Annotated in this window: 21 protein-coding genes; 17 read left to right on the forward strand and 4 right to left on the reverse strand. The window is 47.9% G+C overall.

Features of this window, described 5'->3' with window-relative positions:
* Positions 1–44 precede the first annotated feature (44 nt).
* Complete coding sequence (gene putP, locus ACJJIL_RS16060; RefSeq protein WP_282931667.1) at positions 45–1,511, reverse strand: sodium/proline symporter PutP; 1,467 nt, start codon at positions 1,509–1,511, stop codon at positions 45–47.
* Positions 1,512–1,721: 210 nt separating this feature from the next.
* On the opposite strand from putP, the gene ACJJIL_RS16065 reads away from it, so the two are divergent.
* Positions 1,722–2,327 (forward strand): hypothetical protein, encoded by a 606-nt coding sequence (locus ACJJIL_RS16065; RefSeq protein ID WP_444894819.1) that lies wholly within the window; start codon positions 1,722–1,724, stop codon positions 2,325–2,327.
* On the opposite strand, the gene ttcA is transcribed toward ACJJIL_RS16065, so the two are convergent.
* Together ttcA and ACJJIL_RS16075 are read right to left on the reverse strand one after the other, a co-directional pair.
* A complete protein-coding gene (gene ttcA, locus ACJJIL_RS16070; RefSeq protein WP_444912358.1) occupies positions 2,212–3,129 on the reverse strand; it encodes a tRNA 2-thiocytidine(32) synthetase TtcA in 918 nt (305 codons plus the stop codon). The two genes, ACJJIL_RS16065 and ttcA, sit on opposite strands and share 116 nt — an antisense overlap.
* A gap of 120 nt (positions 3,130–3,249) precedes the next feature.
* Entirely contained in the window at positions 3,250–3,918 is a 669-nt protein-coding gene (locus tag ACJJIL_RS16075; protein WP_282931664.1) for an arylesterase, read from the reverse strand.
* A 45-nt stretch (positions 3,919–3,963) separates the two neighbouring features.
* On the opposite strand from ACJJIL_RS16075, the gene ACJJIL_RS16080 reads away from it, so the two are divergent.
* The 4 genes from ACJJIL_RS16080 (at position 3,964) to ACJJIL_RS16095 (ending at position 9,269) form a co-directional block, all read left to right on the forward strand.
* Positions 3,964–4,686, forward strand: a complete 723-nt coding sequence (locus ACJJIL_RS16080) for an ABC transporter ATP-binding protein (RefSeq protein WP_444894675.1) — start codon at positions 3,964–3,966, stop codon at positions 4,684–4,686.
* Entirely contained in the window at positions 4,686–7,136 is a 2,451-nt protein-coding gene (locus tag ACJJIL_RS16085) for an ABC transporter permease (protein WP_445360187.1), read from the forward strand. Before ACJJIL_RS16080 ends, ACJJIL_RS16085 begins: the two co-directional genes overlap by 1 nt.
* 40 nt (positions 7,137–7,176) lie before the next feature.
* Positions 7,177–8,448: an adenosylmethionine--8-amino-7-oxononanoate transaminase gene (bioA, locus tag ACJJIL_RS16090; RefSeq protein WP_445360188.1), complete on the forward strand. Its 1,272-nt coding sequence runs from the start codon at positions 7,177–7,179 to the stop codon at positions 8,446–8,448.
* Positions 8,449–8,852: 404 nt separating this feature from the next.
* Positions 8,853–9,269 (forward strand): DUF6746 family protein, encoded by a 417-nt coding sequence (locus tag ACJJIL_RS16095; protein WP_444894823.1) that lies wholly within the window; start codon positions 8,853–8,855, stop codon positions 9,267–9,269.
* A gap of 122 nt (positions 9,270–9,391) precedes the next feature.
* Here ACJJIL_RS16095 and csrA read toward each other — a convergent pair whose 3' ends face one another.
* On the reverse strand, positions 9,392–9,580 hold the full coding sequence (csrA, locus tag ACJJIL_RS16100; protein WP_444894824.1) for a carbon storage regulator CsrA: 189 nt from the start codon (positions 9,578–9,580) through the stop codon (positions 9,392–9,394).
* A gap of 1,069 nt (positions 9,581–10,649) precedes the next feature.
* On the opposite strand from csrA, the gene ACJJIL_RS16105 reads away from it, so the two are divergent.
* The 12 genes from ACJJIL_RS16105 to ACJJIL_RS16160 all read left to right on the forward strand — a co-directional run bounded on the left by ACJJIL_RS16105 (position 10,650) and on the right by ACJJIL_RS16160 (position 21,083).
* Positions 10,650–11,252, forward strand: coding sequence for a PIN domain-containing protein (locus ACJJIL_RS16105; protein WP_445360189.1), 603 nt, complete (start codon positions 10,650–10,652; stop codon positions 11,250–11,252).
* Between the two features lie 50 nt (positions 11,253–11,302).
* Complete coding sequence (locus ACJJIL_RS16110; RefSeq protein WP_445360190.1) at positions 11,303–11,473, forward strand: hypothetical protein; 171 nt, start codon at positions 11,303–11,305, stop codon at positions 11,471–11,473.
* A 6-nt stretch (positions 11,474–11,479) separates the two neighbouring features.
* A complete protein-coding gene (locus ACJJIL_RS16115; protein WP_445360191.1) occupies positions 11,480–11,875 on the forward strand; it encodes a type II toxin-antitoxin system YafO family toxin in 396 nt (131 codons plus the stop codon).
* A gap of 9 nt (positions 11,876–11,884) precedes the next feature.
* Positions 11,885–12,151, forward strand: a complete 267-nt coding sequence (locus ACJJIL_RS16120) for a hypothetical protein (RefSeq protein WP_445360192.1) — start codon at positions 11,885–11,887, stop codon at positions 12,149–12,151.
* A 273-nt stretch (positions 12,152–12,424) separates the two neighbouring features.
* A complete protein-coding gene (locus ACJJIL_RS16125) occupies positions 12,425–14,734 on the forward strand; it encodes an AAA family ATPase (protein WP_445360193.1) in 2,310 nt (769 codons plus the stop codon).
* An 841-nt stretch (positions 14,735–15,575) separates the two neighbouring features.
* A complete protein-coding gene (locus ACJJIL_RS16130; RefSeq protein ID WP_445360194.1) occupies positions 15,576–16,973 on the forward strand; it encodes a DUF2130 domain-containing protein in 1,398 nt (465 codons plus the stop codon).
* A 283-nt stretch (positions 16,974–17,256) separates the two neighbouring features.
* Complete coding sequence (locus ACJJIL_RS16135) at positions 17,257–17,889, forward strand: DUF1294 domain-containing protein (RefSeq protein ID WP_445360195.1); 633 nt, start codon at positions 17,257–17,259, stop codon at positions 17,887–17,889.
* Between the two features lie 815 nt (positions 17,890–18,704).
* On the forward strand, positions 18,705–19,148 hold the full coding sequence (locus ACJJIL_RS16140) for a hypothetical protein (RefSeq protein WP_445360196.1): 444 nt from the start codon (positions 18,705–18,707) through the stop codon (positions 19,146–19,148).
* A gap of 33 nt (positions 19,149–19,181) precedes the next feature.
* Positions 19,182–19,565: a hypothetical protein gene (locus ACJJIL_RS16145; RefSeq protein WP_445360197.1), complete on the forward strand. Its 384-nt coding sequence runs from the start codon at positions 19,182–19,184 to the stop codon at positions 19,563–19,565.
* A gap of 29 nt (positions 19,566–19,594) precedes the next feature.
* A complete protein-coding gene (locus ACJJIL_RS16150; RefSeq protein ID WP_445360198.1) occupies positions 19,595–20,017 on the forward strand; it encodes a hypothetical protein in 423 nt (140 codons plus the stop codon).
* 115 nt (positions 20,018–20,132) lie between these two features.
* Positions 20,133–20,618, forward strand: a complete 486-nt coding sequence (locus tag ACJJIL_RS16155; RefSeq protein ID WP_445360199.1) for a hypothetical protein — start codon at positions 20,133–20,135, stop codon at positions 20,616–20,618.
* 69 nt (positions 20,619–20,687) lie between these two features.
* Positions 20,688–21,083, forward strand: coding sequence for a hypothetical protein (locus ACJJIL_RS16160; protein WP_445360200.1), 396 nt, complete (start codon positions 20,688–20,690; stop codon positions 21,081–21,083).
* Positions 21,084–21,600 lie beyond the last annotated feature (517 nt).

The raw sequence follows: 21,600 nt of genomic DNA on the forward strand, positions 1-21,600 counted from the left end.
TCGGCCCGAGCGAGTCGCTCGGGCTCAAGTCCTGCCCTGCCCCCTCAACCAAGCAACTTGCGGTGCTGTGAGGCAACGGCTTCCGGGCACTTCGTCAGCGCGCTCACTAACACGATAGCAGCTGAAGAGAAAACAAAACCCGGCAACAGCTCATAAACATCAAAAATGCCACCGGAGAGTTGCTCCCACACCACAACGGTGAGGCCGCCAACGATAACACCGGCAATAGCACCACTACCGGTCATACGGGACCAGTAGAGACTGATCAACAACGCCGGGCCAAAAGCAGCGCCCAGACCAGCCCAGGCGTAACTCACCACATCCAGAACCTTGGAATCCGGGTCCATCGCAATCCACACAGCGACCAGTGATAAAGCAACCACCGCCCAGCGCCCCACTTTCACCATGGCTTCCGGAGTGGTCTCACGCCCAAACCAAACGTGGTAAATATCCTCCGCCAACGCAGCCGATGACACCAACAGCTGGGAATCTGCCGTACTCATAATGGCAGATAGAATCGCCGCCAAAAGAACACCGGCAACTAGCGGGTGGAACAGCACCTGTACCATTTCCATAAATACAGTTTCGCCATCTGGCAGGCTCTGCTGGATTTCCAGGTGGGCAAACAGGCCTACCGCCATTGCACCCAAGAAACCGGCCAGGGACCAAACCGCCGCTACTGTCGCCGCAACCGGAATATCGTTAGGGCTGCGCACCGCCATAAATCGCGCCAAGATATGCGGCTGGCCGAAGTAGCCCAGTCCCCAGGCCAGGGAACTGAGTATCGCCACCAGGCTTAAGGTTTGCCCGGTGTTATCAGTCATCCAGTGGGTCAGCTGTGGCATCTCCGTTTGCAGGCGAGTCCAGCTGGCAGAAAAACCACCCTGGTCGGAAATAACAACGAGAGGCACCGCAATCAGCGCCGCACTCATCAGCAGTCCCTGGAACACATCGGTCCAGGACACCGCCAAAAACCCGCCAAACAGGGTGTAAGAAATAACGGCAACCGCACCGATAATCACCGCCCAGCGATAATCCCAGCCAAACACCGTTTCAAACAATTTGCCGCCGGCAATCAGGCCCGAAGCCACATAGAAAAGGAAAAATAGAAGGATGAATATCGCGCAGACGGTGCGCAGATAGGGGTGCCCCATCTTAAACCGACGATCCAGATAAGCTGGCACCGTTAGGGAGTCGTCCAGCTCATAGGTGTAGATGCGCAGGCGCCGGCCCATTGTCACCCAGCTCAGAACGATGCCGGAGAAAAGGCCGATTGCGATCCAACCGGCAGAGAGCCCCGCTGCATAGGCCGCGCCAGGCAAACCCAGAAGCAGCCAGCCACTCATATCCGAGGCTCCGGCAGACAGGGCCGCCACAGCCGGCGGCAGGGAACGGCCACCGAGGAAATAGTCGCTGGCATTTTTTGTACGCATATAGGCGTAAATACCGATAACAACAATCAACGCCAAATAGGCGACAAAAGTAAGGGCGATCAGCCACTCGGCGGCCATAAGGGATTCCTTCTGATCAAAGTGGGGTGGCACTTGGCGCGGGAATAGTCTGCGTTTTCCTGCTCAATTTTTCAGCGCATTGAGCTATGGAAAGAGCACCACCTAAAAATTGTTATGTTTATTGCGCGTAAATCTACCCATAAGGTGGCGCCGACTCAATCAGCAAACTACATATATGTTGGATACAACTACAGAAAAAAAGACAACACTATGGGCATTTGTCTGGACGAGCTCCGACTCCAGGTTATCCGTCCAACCCTCAAGCACTTGAGAGCCTGGAGCCAGGGCATGGAGAATCTCCTTCTGGGAACCGCTGCCCAGGAGTCGCAATTGGGCTTCCACCTCAAACAGGGACGGCGCCACGGGCTGGGTATTTACCAAATCCAGCCCCACACCCACCGGGAAATCTGGGATCAATACCTGATCGATCACCCAAGCCTCGCCTCAAAAGTGCGAGGGCTGGCGAGCCAGCGGGATTTTCTCGATCACCCCCACAGCGAACTGACCACCAACCTGCGCTATGCCACAGCCATCGCCTGGCTGATTTACAGGTCGGCCGAGGTGCACAAGATCCAGGACGAGGAAACCTCAGACGTGGCCAATATGGCGCGCCTCTGGCATCAGCACTTTCACCACGGGCCCAGTGCCAGTCCCCGGGACTTTGAATGCAGTTACGCGCAACTGGTCAGCGGTGCAGATCCTACAGATTCAGCGCCTCGATATACTGGGGCTCCACTTCCTGAGCATCCTCAGGCTCCCAAGAATTCACCTGGCGCTGGATTGAATGGTCAGGACGCTCGACAGCCGACGGCGTAGAGCGATCCAGTTCCAGACTCTCAAAATCGTAGAGGTCCCTGTCCGCCAATTGTGACGGGGACACCCGGGTAATCGCGGCGAAAATATTCTCGCTGCGGCCTGGGAATTTCTTATCCCACTCCCGCACCATCTGCTTGATCGCCTGGCGCTGAAGATTCTCCTGGCTGCCGCACAGGTTGCACGGAATAATCGGAAACTGCTTGTACTCAGCGTACTGGGCGATGTCCTCTTCGCGGCAATAGGCGAGCGGACGGATCACGATATTGCGGCCATCGTCGGCGCGCAGTTTGGGCGGCATCGCCTTGAGGCGACCACCGTAAAACATATTCAGGAACAGGGTCTCGACGATATCGTCTTTGTGATGACCCAGTGCCACCTTGGTGGCGCCAATTTCTTCAGCAAAGCCATACAGGGTGCCACGGCGCAGACGGGAACAGAGCCCGCAAGTGGTCTTGCCCTCAGGCACCACTTCCTTCACGACCGAGTAGGTATCCTTCTCGACAATATGGTGGGGAACACCCAGGGATTGCAGGTATTCCGGCAGGATATGCTCAGGGAAACCCGGCTGTTTCTGGTCCATATTGACCGCCACCAGTTCAAAGTTAACCGGCGCTGTCCTCTGCAAATTCAGCAGAACGTCCAGCATGGCATAGGAATCCTTACCGCCGGACAAACAGACCATAATCTTGTCGCCCTCTTCAATCATGTTGAAGTCGGCGATGGCGCGGCCCACATGGCGGCGCAGGCGCTTTTGCAGCTTATTAAACTCGAGCCGCTCGCGGCGGTTTTCCAATTCGGGCATGGTGTCTCTCTAACTCATTCGCGACCAGTAACCGGGCCCAGAGTACCGGCACAAAACCTTAAACTTTGGGACCAGAGCCAGGCTTTCCTGTTCCTGGGGGCGCGATTGTACGCATTTCGATCACGGAGTACACGACTCACCAGCCGCCTTCTCCCCCAACAGGGACTTCACGCAGGGCCAGACATGATCCAGCAGGGCCGGCTGCGCCTTGGCGGTGGGGTGGATACCGTCGGATTGCATAGCGCCCTGCTCCAGGGCCACGGTTTCCAACAGGAAAGGCACCAGGGCGACCTCTTCGGCCTTGGCCACTTTGGGGAATACAGCGGCAAAAGCCTCGGTATAAGCGCGACCGTAGTTGGGCGGGATACGCATCCCCAACAGCAGAACCTCCGCCCCGGAATCTTTAGCCAGCTTGACCATCTGCTGCAAATTGCGCTGCAAACTCTGGGGTGGATAGCCGCGCAAACCATCGTTACCGCCCAACTCGACAATCAGCCACTGGGGATTGTGCTCTTCCATCAGGCGCGGCAGCCGGGTCAGGCCACCTGCTGACGTCTCCCCGCTGATACTGGCATTGACCACCTTCACCGGGCGCCCCTTCTCCTGCAAGCGCTCTTGCAACAGGTTGACCCAGCCCAACTCCTCATCGATACCGTAGGCCGCACTTATGCTATCCCCTAATACGAGCAGAGTGCCGGGCTTGTTGGCACTCAGTGCCAGATTGGGGACCGACAGCATCAGCACCAAGCCGAACCGAGTCAGTAACTGCCGAAAAAAGGCTGTTGTCATGTCATACTCTCCAAAAATCTCGCGTATCCGCAAAGGGAATACAGTATGTCCGCCATTCTCACGGCAGAAAACCTCTATCACAGGGTCTCCACCAGCGAAGGGCCACTGACCCTATTAAACAATATCTCCCTGAAAGTCGCCCGTGGCGAGAGCCTCGCTGTGACAGGGGCCTCAGGTTCCGGCAAGTCCACCCTGCTCGGCCTGCTGGCGGGATTGGACAAACCCACCGAGGGCAAGATCTGGCTGGCAGGTGACGAGATCACCGCCATGGACGAAGAGCAGCGCGCCGCGGTGCGCGCCCGCTGCGTGGGCTTTGTATTCCAGACTTTCCAGCTGCTGCCCGGCCTTACCGCCCTGGAAAATGTGATGCTGCCGAGCGAATTGCGCGGCGAACGGGGCGCCGCCAAGCGGGCGGAAGAGTTCCTCGCCCGGGTGGGCCTGGAACAGCGACTGCGCCACTACCCGCGCCAGTTATCCGGCGGCGAACAACAGCGGGTGGCCATTGCCCGAGCCTTTGCCAGCTTTAGCAGCAAAGATGCCATTCTCTTTGCCGACGAACCCACCGGCAGCCTCGACGCCGGCAACGGTGCCAAAATTATCGACCTGCTGTTTAAACTCAACGAAGAATCTGACACCACCCTGGTGCTGGTGACTCACGAACAGCGACTGGCAGAGCGCTGTGCCTCCCACCTGCATATGTCGGCCGGTGCCGTAGATACCTACGCTCCGCTTATCGACGGAGACAACCTGTCGGAGGTGTCCGCCTGATGCTGCCACTCAGACTGCTGTTCAGGGACTGGCGCGGTGGCGAGCTGGCCCTGATCGCCAGTGCCCTGGTACTGGCCGTGACCTGTGTAACCGCCATTGCCCATTTCACCGACCGCCTTACCCGCGCCATGGAGCAGCAATCCCTCACTTTCCTGGCCGCAGAACGGGTGCTGCGCAGCAGCAAGCCTGTGGATAGCGCATGGCTGGAGGAAGCCGACAAAAAGGGATTGGAACAGGCCCAGATAGTCCAGTTTTCATCCATGATCTCCGCCAACGACCAGTTCCAGTTTGTCTCAGTCAAAGCTGTCGACAAAGGCTATCCATTGGTGGGACAACTGGAAATCAGCAAGTCCCCGGAAGGCCCAGGGGAAATTGCACCACAAGGACCTCCCCCGGGAGAAGCCTGGGTGGAGTCCCGCCTTCTGCCGTTGATGGGGATCCAGCTCGGCGATCCTATCGCCCTCGGCGACACCCAACTGAAAGTGACAGCCATACTGGAGCGGGAACCCGACCGGGGCACCAGCCTGTTTGATATGGGCGCGCGAGTATTAGCCAATACCGCCGACCTGCCCGCCGCAGGTGTGATCCAGCCCGGCAGCCGAGTGCGCTACCGCTATCTGTTTGCCGGTGATGACCAAGTCCTGAAGGATTACTTTGACTGGCTCAAACCTCAGTTAACTGAACACCAGCGGATCTTGGACCTGCGCGAAGGCCAGCCCCGAGTTGCCTCAGCCCTGGATAGAGCCGAGTCCTTCCTGTTTCTCGCCGCCAGCCTGGCCGTACTGCTCGCCAGCGTCGCCGTTGGCCTGGCAGCCAGACGCTACGGACTGCGCCACGGCGCCTACGTAGCCGTAATGAAAAGCCTCGGTGCCGGGCGCAACAAAATTCTCGGTATCTACCTGGGGCAGCTGGCCGCCCTCACCCTGATTGCCACCGCTATAGGGCTGGCACTGGGCACCTTTATCCAGAGCCAGGCGGTCAACCTGATGGAAGGGTTCTTCCCGGTTCAACCCCCGGCCACCAGCTGGAGCCCACTGCTGATTGGACTCGCCACCGGCCTCGCCTGCGCCCTGGGATTTGCCCTGCCGCCGCTTTTCCGCCTGGCGCGCACAGATCCGATGCAAACCCTGCGGCACGACTGGAGCAATCCTGACAGACGCGAATGGCTCGGGTTGATTCTCGGCCCCAGCGCCATGTTGCTTCTGATCTGGTGGCTGTCCGGCAGTCTGCTTATGACGCTCGCCTTGTTTGTCGGCATGCTCCTATTGGTAGCAGGCAGCGCCCTGGTTAACCGACTTTTGGTGCGCGGCAAGCTGGCTTCCCTGGGCGGCGCCTGGCGTATTGCCCTGGGCAGCCTGCAACGCCGCGCCGCGTTTAACACCCTATTGATTGCCGCTTTTGGCACCGGATTATTGGCCATGTTGGCCATGGTCTTTGCCCGCACCGCCCTGGTGGACGAATGGCGGATGCAATTACCGGAAAAAGCCCCCAACCACTTCCTCCTGAATATCGCCCCCCATGATGTTCCAACCATGGAAAACATGCTGGCAGAGGGCGAGGTAAGCAGCACCGAGTTTTACCCCATGGTGCGCGGCCGTTTGGTGGCGATTAACGGCGTCTCGATTAAAGAGAAAAAAGATCGTCCCGGTGGCGTTCGCCGGGAATTAAACCTGAGCTACACCGACACTCTCGCACCGGATAACCGTATTCTGGAAGGCGAGTGGTGGGACAAAGCCAGCGAAGGTGTTTCCGTAGAAGTGGAGCTGGCAGCCCAGCTGGAACTGTCACTGGGAGATCAGTTGCGCTTTTCCATCGGCGGACTGGAAGTAGAAGCCCCGGTAGCCAGCTTCCGCTCGCTGGACTGGAACAGCATGCGCCCCAACTTCTATATGATATTTGCACCGGGCACTATCGATGATTTCCCGGCTACCTATATCACCAGTTTTTACCTCCCACCGGAGGACAAGCTACTGGTCAACGACCTGGTTCGCGCCTTCCCCAGCGTCAGCGTGATAGAGCTGGATAAGATTATCCAGCGTATCCGCGACACCATTAACCAGGTGTCCTTTGCTATCGAATCGGTTATGGCCCTGATGCTGGTTGCCGGGGTCCTGGTATTAATTGCCGGGGTGCGCGCCAGTATCGCCGAGCGATTGCAGGAAGCGGCAATTATCCGCACACTGGGAGGCCGCAGGCGCTTGTTGCTGAGAAGCCTGATACTGGAATTTGGCCTGCTGGGTTTTGCCGCCGGTTTGCTCGCGGCTATCGGTGCGGAAGCCACCTTGGCCGTGCTGTCATATTGGGTCTTTGAACTGCCGGTGATATTGCACCCAGTCCTTTGGCTAACCGGACCACTCACCGGTGCGGTTCTGGTTGGCACTGCCGGTACCTTGGCCTGTTACAGCTCGATCAGCCAGCCCCCGCTCAGAGTACTGCGCGAACTGGCCTAACTGATGATTATCGGCTCTTGAAAATAAAGATTTAGTTTTTATGGACCTGGATTTCGATCGCAAACATATTTGGCACCCCTACTCCTCCCTGATCGACCCGCCTCCGGTATACCCGGTGACGCGGGCCGAAGGGGTACGTATTTACCTGGAAGACGGGCGCGGCCTGATCGACGGTATGTCCTCCTGGTGGAGCGCCCTGCACGGCTACAATGTGCCCGAGCTAAACCAGGCTATGCGCGAGCAGATGGACAAGATGTCCCATGTCATGTTCGGGGGTTTAACTCACGAACCGGCGATCGAGCTGTGCAAGAAATTAGTGGAAATCACTCCAGCCGGCCTCAACCGGGTGTTTCTTGCTGACTCCGGTTCAGTGTCTGTGGAAGTGGCTATCAAGATGGCCGTCCAATACTGGCACTCCCATGGCAAGCTCGAAAAGAACCGCCTGCTGGCCCTGCGCAACGGTTACCACGGTGATACTTTCGGGGCCATGGCCACCTGTGATCCAGTCACCGGAATGCATCATTTGTTTGCTGAGCATCTGAACCAGCACCAGTTTGCACCCGCTCCGCAAACACCATTTGGCAGTACCTGTAGTGACAGTGATATCGCCGAGCTGCGCCAGCAAGTGGAAGAGAACCGCGATCAGCTGGCCGCGATTATTTTAGAGCCCATCGTCCAGGGCGCCGGCGGCATGCGTTTTTATTCTGCCGATTATTTGCGCCGGGTGCGCGAACTCTGCGACGAGCACGACGTACTGCTAATCGCCGATGAAATCGCCACAGGTTTTGGCCGCAGCGGCAAAATGTTTGCCTGTGAGCACGCCGATATCACCCCCGATATCCTCACCCTGGGCAAAGCTCTCACCGGCGGCACCATGACCCTCGCCGCCGCCCTCTGTACCGATAAAGTGGCCGAAGGTATCTGCCAGGGAGAAGCCGGTGTGTTTATGCACGGCCCCACTTTTATGGGTAACCCCCTGGCTTGTTCCGTCGCTAACGCCAGCATCCAATTGTTACTCAACAGTCCTTGGCAGGAGCGAGTAACTGCGATCGAACAGCAGCTGACCGAACAGCTAGCCCCATTAAAATCTGCACCGGGTGTCGCTGATGTTCGAGCCCTTGGAGCAATTGGCGTGGTGGAAATGCGCGAGCCGGTAAATACGGCAAAGGTGCAGGAAGCTCTAATCGAACGCGGAGTTTGGCTGCGCCCCTTCGGCAAACTGGTCTACGCCATGCCGCCCTATGTGATTTCGAAGGAAGACCTCAGCCAATTAACTTCGGCGATGGTTGATGTACTGGGAGAGATTTCCTAGCCTCCGTACCAATTAATTTGTGAAGCCGGTCTCAATAAACCCGAACTAACCGACTCATCCTATAAGTAACCTTCTCTTTGCTACCGCGAAGAGAGGGTTAACAGATCGAATTCCATAACACGGGGGCGCCTCTTCCGGGCTAAAAACCTCCGTAGCCCCTCCCCTGCGCATCCTTTCCAGATTCAATTTTCTTATTCCTTACAAATTTCGATCAGCTTGATAGCAATTTTTACGCGAAGTGTTTTGAGCACCTAAAAATTCCTGTATCATGAATGTTAATGATAGTTATCCTCATTTACGATAGCGATCAAAGTGGTCAAAATGATCACTAATAAATGTTAGGCATTCACCTCGCCCGATCAATGCCTTACCAACCCTTAGCGTTTGGGCGTTAGAGAGGAAAAATGAAAACTTTAATTGCGTTACTTTTTGCTGTTACTTTTGCTACCACTGCTCAAGCTAGCCCCGCATCAGACGAAAAGCCCATCCAGCATCTCAAAGTAGCGGACGTTACTTCTATGAAGGATGCCAAGAAGATTTTCATTGAGAAAACAGCAGAAATTAAAAGCAAGCAAAAGCTGAATCCTGCTGAACTTCACCAGATTCATGTCATCACCTACACCCTCGAAAAAAGTGTTGAGTATTTCGCTGAGAACCTGAAAGGTGAAAGACAGAAGCTTGCAAAAGACATCGCCGTTGTTGTGGAAAATATCCACATTAACTCCGAAAACAACCGCCCAGAAAAAACCCGCAAGGATCTGAATCACTACTTTAAATTAGCAGAAAAGTTTGAAGCTGGATTTAAGCATAAACATCACTAATAGAGATCACTTCCGAGCTTAACCTGTCTCTATCCGCAGCGAAAGGCTCAACTGAAAGCGCTAACTAACAGTAGTTAGCGCTTTCATAGCAATACCACCCCGCCACAATCTCGATCAACTTCTCAACGATTCCCACTGACCAGATTTCCTTCCTGTCTGATCCTCACATAAATCTCCTCGCGGTGTACTGGTAGAGATTTTGGAGCAATTATTCCTATCTTTACCTGATTGCCCTTAACTTCTAATACAGTGATTGAGACATTCGCTCCAATCCATAAGTTTTCGCCTGTACGGCGCTTTAAAATCAACATATTGGTTTCCTACTGATACTCAAACCATGGATAGACCTTCCACAAAAGGAAAGCTTGAATAGAAATGTTTTGAGTAACTACGAGGAGGTGCACGAGAACGGTAGGCATAGAAAAAGAAAAGGCAGACGCAACGCCCCCAGGGCTTGAAGAATCTCTCCAAGCCGCTGATTGTGCTCCACTTTATTGAAGACGAGCGGGTTTGTAGCGTACTATGCATATAGCCACTTTGATACTGTGATTATCAACTTGGTTAGCTGGCCCCAGGTGTTCCAGCACCTTGGGTCAGCGCCTTTTACTTATTCTTACTTCACGCTACCGTTCTCCTTTGTGGGGTTGGTTTTTAGAAAATTCTTGATTCTTTCGATGCTCTTGAACCGAGCTGCTTTGATTGTTGCCTTTAGATGGCTTCTTAGTTACGGCCAAAATATCAGGAAATATCTATCGATTTTACGTGGCTTTGACACTAAAACAATCCTAATAAAATCTAATAAGATTATTTTTGTGCCTATATTTTTTTGTTATTGCTTAGAGAAATTGCAATTGAGTATAAAAATTCAACTTATCACCAGCTATCAATTTAGAATTCAAAAGTGAAAGATTATCAATACCGCCATTAGAAGTGACGCACATATATCAGTAAAAAAGGTCTCTCTACAGCCAGAGTATCTCACTAGCGTTTAGGATATTGCCCTGGCATTTAGATGGCGACCCTATTGACGGTGATAGTGATATTTTCATCCAATACTTAAGATCTTATATACCCTGCACGATAGTACCCATTTAAGACTATACCGATCCAGAACACCCATAAAACACTTAGATTTAGTAGATGGCTTTTAGAAAAAAGCCAACAACACTAACTTTTGGTTTTGGAGGATTTACGTATGTGATTAAAAAGAACAGAATAGCAAGGTATAATGCGGCCGCAACAACTCCACTAGAGTAATTTTTTACCTGCGCCGCTAAGGTTCTGATCTATTAGTTGGTTCGAGTTGGAGTAGCTCTTCATTATTGAGATATGATATAGCTGTTTTTGAAAACCCTATAAGGACACCCAAGGAGTAGATAATTGAAGACAAACTACGTTTTGGTTGATTTCGAAAATGTTCAACCAAAAAACTTAGAACTCCTGATAGGTGAAGTCTTTAGAGTTATCGTATTCGTTGGGTCAAACCAGAGGAATCTGCCTTTCGAGCTTGCGGTTGCTATGCAATGTTTAGGCGAAAGATCAAAATATATAAAGATCTCTGGTGTCGGGAAGAACGCTCTAGATTTTCATATTGCCTTCTATCTTGGAGAATTAATTGAAAAGGACACCAATGCCTACTTTCACATAATCTCTAAAGATACAGGTTTTGATCGTCTTGTTGAGCACCTTAAAGATAGAAAGATAAGAATAATGCGCCATGAAGATATCGCACAGATACCCTTATTACAGCTTTCCCCCACTTCAGATTTAGGAGAGCAAGTACGATCAATCGTTAGAAATTTATGTGGGCGCGGTCACTCAAAGCCCAGAAAAGAAAAGACACTATTTAGTACTATTAATTCTCTATACCCGTCAGGAATATCAGAGTCACATGTAGAAAGCTTGGTTGACCAGCTCAAGGGGCGCGGGTTCGTGCATGTGAAAGACGGAAAAGTTACGTACAAACTCCCAGAACTGCCCTAAAAAGCGCGGTGAAGGGAAGCTTACTTTAAATTAAGAGCTAGTAAAATTTTATGAACAAGATAGATCAACCCGTAATTATTCAGAAAGAAAAGCTCGCTTCTGAAGGCAATGGAAAACGTCTAACAAAAGAAGAGGCTATAAAATCAGCAAAAGACGCCGAGAAGAAAGTGTTGCAGTCAAAAGAATCTAACAAGCCTGCTGTATTTATTGAGATGGAGTGAACTCAAATGGAAGTCAAGGTTTTCATAAGCCCTAATTTAAGGGAAACATGTGATAAAGGTAGACTTTCAACACTTGTACGTGATTTTAAAAAGTACAAAATTGAAGGAATAAAGCCCGAAATATTTGGCCGTGACGTTCCTTATGAATTTCCAGCCTCAGTAGCTCAAGCGGATATGCATCATATCCATGTTAAAGACGGAACATCTAAAAAATGGCACATTCAAAAGCTGGATTTTTATAAAACAAGCAATACAGCTATAATCTATTGTAAAGGTTTCAAGTATATCAACTATTATTGCTTGCTAGGTTTTTTAGTAGAGGCTCATGAAACGTACAAAAGTAACCCAATGTACCTTTTAAATTTAGCAGAAGAAGCGGAAAGGTTTAGATCAAAATTTTAGGAGAGCTTTATGCAAGAAATAGAATGGAAGGACGGCACCCCTTCATTGAAAGGTCTATATTTTGTTGCGGTTCAAATGGGACCGGCAGCGGGATGTTATGATTTTGCAAATTGGAACGGTGCTTCGTGGGAAAAAAATATCGAAGGAAATGTAATTGCTTTTTGTGACGCTGGCAGTTTTATACAGCAAATTTCAATTAAATGGCCCTTTGCTGACAATGTGAAAATAGACGTTAAACCGGCACCTGAGGGAGAGTCAGAGTTTGAAGAAGTGTAGTTGAATCAGGTAGTCAGTAGTTTCTGGCTACTCGCCCCCGCAAACCTTGGGCTGTTGTAGTTGCCATTCGCTAGTAGTTAGCATTTAATGGGACACATTAAATGGTGATTCTCCTACAGGGAGATTTCACCCCACTAGATCATGCCCATACTGGACATACCAAGCCAATCATTACGCCCTTTCAGGGCTGGAGCGCCGCACTGCATGCTACAGCCCATTATTGAGGCGCCATATTCCAATTTAGTATCGCGTGACTTTTTGAGCAGGGACGTTATGAAAATAAAAAGCATACAAAAACTTAAGCAGTTCGGTATATATCATAATCACACAAACACTGATGCTAAAGATTTTGGAAAGTACAACTTGTTTTATGGTTGGAACGGAAGTGGTAAGTCTACGCTTTCAGGTGTTTTTCGATGTATCGAAAATAAAACCAATTCCGAAAAATTTCCATCTTCTGAGCTAACTGTAGCTATAGACGGCGGTACGTTAATTACACAAGCAAATATTGCCTACGCCGATTTGAATATCTACACATTCAATCAGGATTTCATTGACGAAAATATTTCATGGAATAGCGTGGTCAAAAGTATCTTACTTGTAGATAAAGCGAAAATCGAAGAACGTGAACGACTTGAAAAACTGAACAAAGCTCAAAAGTCAGATTCAGAAGCATATAGCAAAGAAACTGAAGAGATTAAAAAGCTGGACATCGCCATTTCCAAATTTGGAACCGACAGCGCAAGGCACATAAAAACAAGCCTACAGTCTATTGATACAAAAGATCGCTATTATCTTAATTATGATAAACGTAAATTGGAAGCATTTATCGCTGAAAACCTTGAATCTATAAAAACAGACGATACACTTCTTGATGAAGATAAAATCATCGAACTAACTAATGCGGCTAAGCCAGATCAGAAGAGCCCTATTTCCTTTACATCGCAGACTATAAATCAGGAAACTTTTAGCAAAGCCAAAGAACGCCTTGAAGATCTTCTAAAGACCAGCGTGGTTAGTAGAACTATTCAGCGACTTGTTGAGCACAGTAGTATAAAGTCTTGGGTGGAGATTGGTCTTGAACTTCATAAGCGCCACGATACAGACGAGTGTGAGTTTTGTGGCAACAGGATAACCGAAGAACGTACTAAACAACTTGAAGCTCATTTCAATGATGATTACAAAGCCTTTCAAAGCAGGCTTGTTAATGCTAATAGCTGGCTTGAAGGTCAATATATTCAAGCCCCTGTTCTACCAGCCGAAAGCGATTTTTACGAAGAATTCAAAAAAGAATATATCGAAGCCTGTGCAGCCTTGGAACGAGCTACCGAAGATCTGAATGAAGAAATATCAGTTTGGCACACTATTCTGAAGAAGAAGACCGGAAACCCGCTTGAAACTGAGCTCACGGTCGAAGTCATCAACGATTCGTCTATAAAGGCTTTCAACAATTCCATGACAGCTATTAGGCAAATTGTTGGCAAGCACAATCACAAATCGGAAAACTTCAAAGAAGAAACAGACAAAGCCAAGAAGCAACTTGAACTTCACTATGCAACTAGAGAAGTAAAGTCTTTCGATTACCTCGGCAAGAAAAAGGAAGTAATTAATCGTACATCCACGAATGATACATTAAAAGCAACTATGGCCAACCGAAATGCCGAAATTCGAAGTCTTGAAGACTCTCTATCAAATGAGGGATTAGGGGCCGATCAGTTTAACGAATCACTTCACAAATTCCTTGGTCGCAGTGAATTAACCCTTCGTTTTAGCACTGCGAAAAAGGGCTATGAAATATTGCGGAACGATTCCGTTCCGGTAGAAGGGAACCTAAGTGAAGGGGAAAAAACGGCCATTGCCTTTGTTTACTTCATAACTAAGTTAAAAGAAAACGATAACAAGATGGAAAATACTATTGTTGTTGTAGATGACCCCGTATCAAGCTTTGACTCGAACCACCTATTTCATGCGTATTCGTTTCTTCGTAGCAATTGTCACAAAGCAATGCAGCTTTTCGTATTTACGCATAACTTTACATACTTCAAATTGATTCGTGATTGGTTCGAAGGTGTCAACCGTAATAGAAAAAGAAAGAACCCTCCCAAAGATCCAAATGCATTCTTTTACACAATCGAAGCGACGACAGCAGTTCCACGCAAATCGACTTTTAAAGACGCAGACTCCAGTTTGGTTAATTACAATTCAGAATACCATTATATATTTTCAAATCTTCATGCATACAAAGACAATTCAGCACTATCACGTGACGAAGCCTTTTTAACAGCGAATCTTGCAAGGAAACTACTTGAATCATTTTTTAGCTTCAAGTTTCCAAAGCACCGAAGTGATATTGCACAGCTTATGAATTGTGGCTTGAACGGTTGCGAAATCACAGATGAAGCCACCAAAGAAAAGATTTATCGCTTCATAAACAAATATTCACATAGCGCTGTTATTGAAATCAATGAAGATTCGTCAGAAAACCTTTTAGGTGAAAGCCAAAATGTCATTGGTGATATTTTTACATGGCTTCAGGAAGTTGATGAAGTTCATTACAATGAAATGCTTGAGGTTGTTGCATGATTAGTGTAAAAGCGTATAAGTCGGGGGGGTAAGTAGTTTCTAGCTACCAGCCCCTTACTATCCATCGTGCGAGTCCGCGATGGATGGCTCCCCAGCGCAACGATAGTATCGCGCACCTCTTCACTAGAATCGAGTGTCATGCAGTGCGCTACCTCAACTTTATCCGACTGGATAACATATCTGTAGGCTAGTCCTACATCCTATCTTATAGAGATTGAATTCAGGCCTTTACCGTATCGAAGTTATTAATCTTGGCATTCGATCACTGTGTCGCCCGCTAACCTCTACTTTACCGCCTTAGTCCTTACTAACCGAGATACTGCTATGTACAACCGTTTATTCTATTCCCGCGATGGTCACTAGCGTGTTAGGCCTACTTATGATCTAGTGGCCAAACTGACTGTTTCATAGCAGAAAATTAAACAGATCTCCCCAGATAAGGACGTAAACCTTCACATTATAACTACATTATTAACCTTGCCCATTAGATCAGCCGGCTTCTATGTCCTTGACTACCGCGCCACCAGGATAATTCTTATAGGATGCTTCTGGTCGTCAGCTCATAGTTTTACTAGTGGCCTCCTCCCCACAAATTCTCACGGTATTGCAGTTGCCATTCGTTAGTAGTTAGCATTTAATAGCACTCATTAAATGGTGATCGTCCCTTAGGGGATTTTACCCCATTAGCCCACACCCATGCTGGGCGTACCAAATTTCTTAAATTTATTTCGGGCGCAATGATCGCACCTTCCACTGGGCTGCCTACATTGCCTCTTGCTGCCGTTTAGCAAGGCCTTATTCGTCATTGGGAATAACTGGCAAAACCAAAGGATAAAGAATTATGAATGAAATCAAATGCCCTCATTGTCAAAAAGCATTCAAAATTGATGAGGCTGGATATGCCGATATAATGAAACAAGTTCGGGATAATGAATTTGATCAAGAGTTGCATGAGAGGCTTGAGCTTGCGGAAAAAGAAAAGAGAGCTGCCTTAGAGCTTGTGAAGGAAAAAGTAACAAATGAAATGCTGAAGGCCTCCGCAATAAAAGATACTGAGATACTAGAATTGAAGGCCAGGATTGAAGCTGCTGAGGTCTCTCAGAAGCTAGCCGTGACAGAGGCCCTTAAAAATATTGAGAGGGAGCGAGACTCACTTGCCTCCGATTTAAAGCAAGCTAAGAAAGACTATAAATCCTCTACCGAACTGGCAAAGGCTGAACATATATCTCAACTCAAAGAAACATCTGCGAGAAAAGATTTTAAAATAAAGGAGCTTGAATCAGACTTAAGTGCCCAGCAAGCAATCCAGAAGCAAGCAGTTACAGAGGCCGTACATGCAACAGAGAAGGAACGCGAAGAACTCAAGAGTGAGCTTGAAAAAGCGAAGCTTGAGAAACAGCTATCGGAGACATCTCTAAAAGAGAAGTATGAGACTCAGATTAAGGATCGGGACGATGCAATCGAGCGCCTTAAGGATATGAAAGCCCGTTTATCCACTAAAATGATTGGTGAAACCCTTGAACAACATTGTGAGACTGAATTTAACCGAATAAGAGCAACTGCTTTTCCGAAGGCGTATTTTGAAAAAGACAATAATGCGAGAGGAGGAAGTAAAGGGGATTACATTTTTCGAGACTTAGATGATTCTGGCGCTGAATCCGTATCCATCATGTTTGAAATGAAAAATGAACGTGATGAAACAGCAACAAAAAAGAAGAATGAAGATTTCCTTAAAGAACTCGACAAAGACCGCAATGAAAAAGGCTGCGAGTACGCAGTTCTGGTATCGCTATTAGAAGCAGATAGCGAGCTTTATAATTCCGGTATCGTCGATGTCTCCCACCGTTTTCCTAAGATGTATGTTATCCGCCCCCAATTTTTCATTCCCATAATCACTCTTTTGAGAAATGCTGCTCAGAACTCACTGAAATATAAAGCTGAGCTGGCTGTAGTAAGAGCTCAGAATATTGACATCACCAACTTCGAAGATGAGCTTGATGCATTTAAGTCAGGCTTCGCAAGGAACTACGATCTGGCATCCAGGAAATTTAAAACAGCTATTGATGAAATTGACAAGACCATCACTCATCTTCAGAAAACCAAGGATGCACTGCTTGGCTCTGAGAATAACCTTCGTCTCGCAAACAAAAAGGCAGACGATCTAACAGTTAAAAAATTGACAAAAAAGAACCCAACAATGGCGGCAAAATTTGCCGAGCTTGAGAGCGATGACATCTAAATCAGTTAGCCGGTAGTTTCTAGCTACCGGCCCCCACACAATCCATTGAGTGAGTCCGTAATGGGCGGTTTTCTATTCACAAGCTCTCCGGTGTGGCAATTGCCATTCGTTAGTAGTTAGCATTTAATGGAACCCATTAAATGATGATCCTCCTACAGGGGACTTTCACCCCATTAGTTCACGCCCATGCTGGGCGTACCAAGCGTAGGCACGGGGAAAATTTTCCGCTGCGCTCCAAATTTTCCCGTGCTACGGGCGTTAGCCATCAGGTTCGAGAGGGAGCATGAAGCTTCAAGGTAAAGTAGTAAATTGGAATGATGATAAAGGCTTCGGTTTTGTTGAGCCTAATGGTGGAGGCGATCGTGCTTTTGTTCATATTAAAGCTTTTAAGCCTCGTTCACGTAGGCCTGTTAATGGTGAAGTCATCATCTACGAACTAGTCAGAGAAAATAGTAATCGGTTTAAAGCTACAAATATCAAATTTACTCGAGATGCTGAAGCTTCAAGTAATCGAAGCAAATCTAAAGGTGGTGGCAACTTTGGTGTAGCTTTTATAATAGTTTTTTGTGTTGGCCTTTCGACATCGATCGTTGTCGGTAAATTACCGTTAATCGTTGCTGGCTTGTATGTTGCAATGAGTTTAATAACATTTATCGCTTACGCAATTGATAAGTCCGCTGCTCAAAATGGGCGTTGGAGAACAAAAGAAAGTACATTACATTTGTTTTCAACATTTGGTGGTTGGCCTGGTGCTTACTTTGCTCAAAACAAGTTACGTCACAAGTCGAGTAAAAAAGAATTTAAAAGTGTTTATTGGGTAACTGTCATTTTGAATTTAGGTGGCTTAATTTGGCTTCATACTGAAAAAGGAACAAAGTTCCTTAATAACACAGTTGTTCCATTATTGAATGGCTAAATCAGGTAGCCGGTAGCTTTTAACTACCGGCCCCCACACCACCCATCGTGCGGGTCCGCAATGGGCGGTTCCCTATCCGTAATGAATCTCTACCCAACGATAGTGTCGAGCAGATCTTCATTTGAATTGAGTGTCATGGCAGCGCGCTACATCAACTTTAACCGACTGGAAACATATCAGTAGGCTAGCCCTGTCTTTCAACTCGTGGATTTAGGTTCAGGCCTTCACCCTGTCCAAGGTATTAATCTTGGCACTTGGCTACTATGCCGTCGACTGACGTCTGTTTAATTACCTTGATCATTACTGACCAAGGCGCCGCTGTGTCCTACCATTTTTGTCTACCCCACGATGGTGGCTAGTGGGTTGGACCTACTTATGAGTCAGCGGCCACGCTGACAGCTTTACAGCAACAGGTTGAACAGATCTCCCCAGATAAGAACGTGAACTTTCACTACACAACTGCATCATTTACTCTGCCCGTTAGATCACATGGCTTCGGTGTCCTTGGCCACCTCGCCTCCAGGCTAAGCCTTATATGATGTTTCTGTCCGTCAGCTCGTAGTTTTGCTAGTGGCTTCCTCCCCACAAGACCTCGCGGTATTGCAGTTGCCATTCGCTAGTAGTTAGCATTTAATGAAGTCCATTAAAAGGTGATCTTCCTACAGGGGACTTTCACCTCATTAGTTCACGCCCATGCTGGGCGTACCAAGTGCAGTCAGCATCGCCCCTACGGGGCTGGAACTCTATTTCGCAGCTTCGCTGCTACATTTCGGCCGTTGCTGCAGGCGTTAGAGCTACAGGAGAAGTAGATAGGAATGAAAGACAACGTTTTTAAAGGATTGAATCATCCTATAGCCAGTGGAGAAACAATAGCTACAACTGGGCAGGCTGTTACCCCTGGGTACAAGCCGGATATTACGATTAATGACGCAGGTGGTTCTCTCAAATATATTCTTGAGTCGGAACAGAAAACAGATCGCAAGGCTTTTCTAGGTGATCTAATGAAAGCCGAAATGTATTCAGAGAATATTTCCGCAAGCCCAGAGTTGATAATTGTCATGCAAGTTTTCAGTAATACTACTACCGAACAAATAGCAGATCATATCCGTCCATATGCTAATTGGCTTGCTTCAAAAAATGGAGGCTCCCTGAGTTTATCTGCTATACAAGTTGTTTCGGATCAAGAATATGCGGCTGCAATTTTGGCGGGAGAAATACTAGGTTCTAGACAATTTAAAGCGCGAGGACATGTCATATAGACATACAAGCTCTAACAAGCGCAGGCGTTAACTGTGAATATGGATTCAAGTATTAGGTCAAAGCTGAGGGAAATCTTCAGAAAGTCTGAAGTCGTTTTTGCTGCACCAGAATCTTTGGGAAATCCAGATTTAGTCCCTTTTTGTGATCAGATACTGGAGCTCTATAAACTCAAAGATACTGTCAAAGGGGATTTTGAAGAGGCATTTATTGAGGATTTCGATATTTTCAAAGAGTGTACCTGGGAGCTGGCGCAGGTTTGCATGTATCACCTTAGACTAAAGAGGTACAAAGCTCATTTAGAAAAACGGTTAAGAGAGGCACAGAGTATCCCTGACTTTAGAGCTATTCCAGTTATTGAGCATATTCTAGATGCCTATCAGGATCCTTGGAAAGACAAAGAATTGTTCTATGACTAACTTAGTTAAATAAAAGTTAGGTGACTAGAGTGCGAGTTTTAACATTACTATTGCTTCTTGGTTTGACTGGGTGTGTCCCAATCCCGCATTACAGTAATCTTACTCCTGAAATATCAGGTGTTATTAGTGAATCAGGATCACCTAAGAAAAACCTGCCCGTACGCGTTGTAGCCGGGCTTGGAGTCGAGCAATGTGAAGGTAGGAGCTCCGATGGTAAAACTGACAAGCTTGGTGCGTTTCACTTAGCGCCTATTGAGAAATTTAATTTTATGTCAGTCATTATGGCGCACAGCTTCTTTCCCTGGTCTGTTTGCGCCCTTAGCAACGACTCATGGGTTATTATCGCGCAGGACAAGACATATGCACTTGTAGACAGTGGGCCAGTTCATAAAGTCGAAATTGTGTGTAATAGCTTAACTCCCTTTACCCAATGTGCAATTAAGGATAGATAGTGACAGTAAGGCGTCACCTAATAAATTTAGGCAACATCTCCACTGCGTGGCTGGACCTACATTACGCGGCTTTGCCGCTACATTTCGGCCGTTGCTAAAGGTGTTAGGCTCTCATATGAATGAAGCTGAAGTACTTGAATATTTAACCGACAGTGATGGTAGTACTAGGGATATTACGTTTACTCCAACCACTTTGACTTGTGTCGGAAAGTTCATTGAACTATTTCTCGAGGAATTCAGCGATGGCGAGCTCCTAGATCAAGACGGTGAAGTAGTTGAAATGTCTTCGGAAAGTGTAGTGTCTTACATCACACAACGTGAAGAAGGTTGTATTCATGGACAGCTGAAATCTAGAAATAGCTTTGTAAGCCAGGTTCATCTGTTTCTCGATTGGTCTGAAGGTGAAAAAATAGCTGTTGAAATATCGTATTTTCCAAACGATCTTTGCAGTGATTTTACTACATCGATCTTTTTCGAAGCATTGAATAGTTGGTGGGATACTCTAAAGGCTAATGATGTATTCGTTAGGTATGAAAATGCTAGCTGGGAGTTTTATGATCCCGAGGGGCTGGGAGTCTTTTTTCATGCTGTCAAATCCTAGCTAGCACATGTTGTCGGACTGGTTTTCTGCTGTGCCCCAAACCAGCCGTAAATGCGGACGTTATGAACGATGAAGACTCGGGCCACATTTGTTTTTTTTCTATTGTTAGTTGTCAGCTGTACGAATCAATATGATATTTCGCTAATAGTCAATGAAGCTATCGGCTTCAAGCCTAAAGAGGATTTCGTAATTGTCGCACGGGAGAAGGCTTCTGATATTGCAAAGTATTTCGGAGACTATAACGAAATTTTCTATATGGAGATGTCAGAGCATGATCATGCTTCATTTATGAAAATCGTTGAGGAGGGTGACTCCTGGAAGCTTCAGCCTAAATCTAGTCTTCCGGGCAGTAGTAGCTTTCCAGAATGGGAAAAAATCATGTACTTCAAACAATATGGTCTTTTGACAATCCTCAGAGTACGTGGCGACAGACGTGCGATTACTATTCAGGTCTACGAGCAGTGAGGCTCATAATCGGCTAGCCGGTAGTTTCTAGCTACAGGCCCCCACACCACCCATCATGCGAGTCAGCAATGGGCGGTTCCCTATCCGTAATGAATCTCCACTCAACGATAGTGTCGTGCAGATCTTCATTTGAGTTGAGTGTCATGGCAATGCGCTACATCAACTTTAACCGACTGGAAACATATCAGTAGGCTAGCCCTGTCTTTCAACTCGTGGATTTAGGTTCAGGCCTTCACCCTGTCCGAGATATTAATCTTGACATTTGGCTACTATGCCGTCGGCTGACTTCTGTTTAATTACCTTGATCATTACTGGCTGAGGCGCAGCTGTGTTCCATCAATTTTTTATCCCCGCGATGGTGGCTAGCGGGCTGGCCTATTTATGAGTCAGCGGCCACCTGACAACTTCACAACAGAAAGCTAAACAGATCTCCCCAGATAAGGGCGTGAACTTTCACTACACAACTGTATCATTTACCCTACCCTTTAGATCACATGGCTTCGGTATCCTTGGCCAC

The sequence above is a fragment of the Microbulbifer maximicatervae (SeqCode) genome (assembly GCF_052468095.1).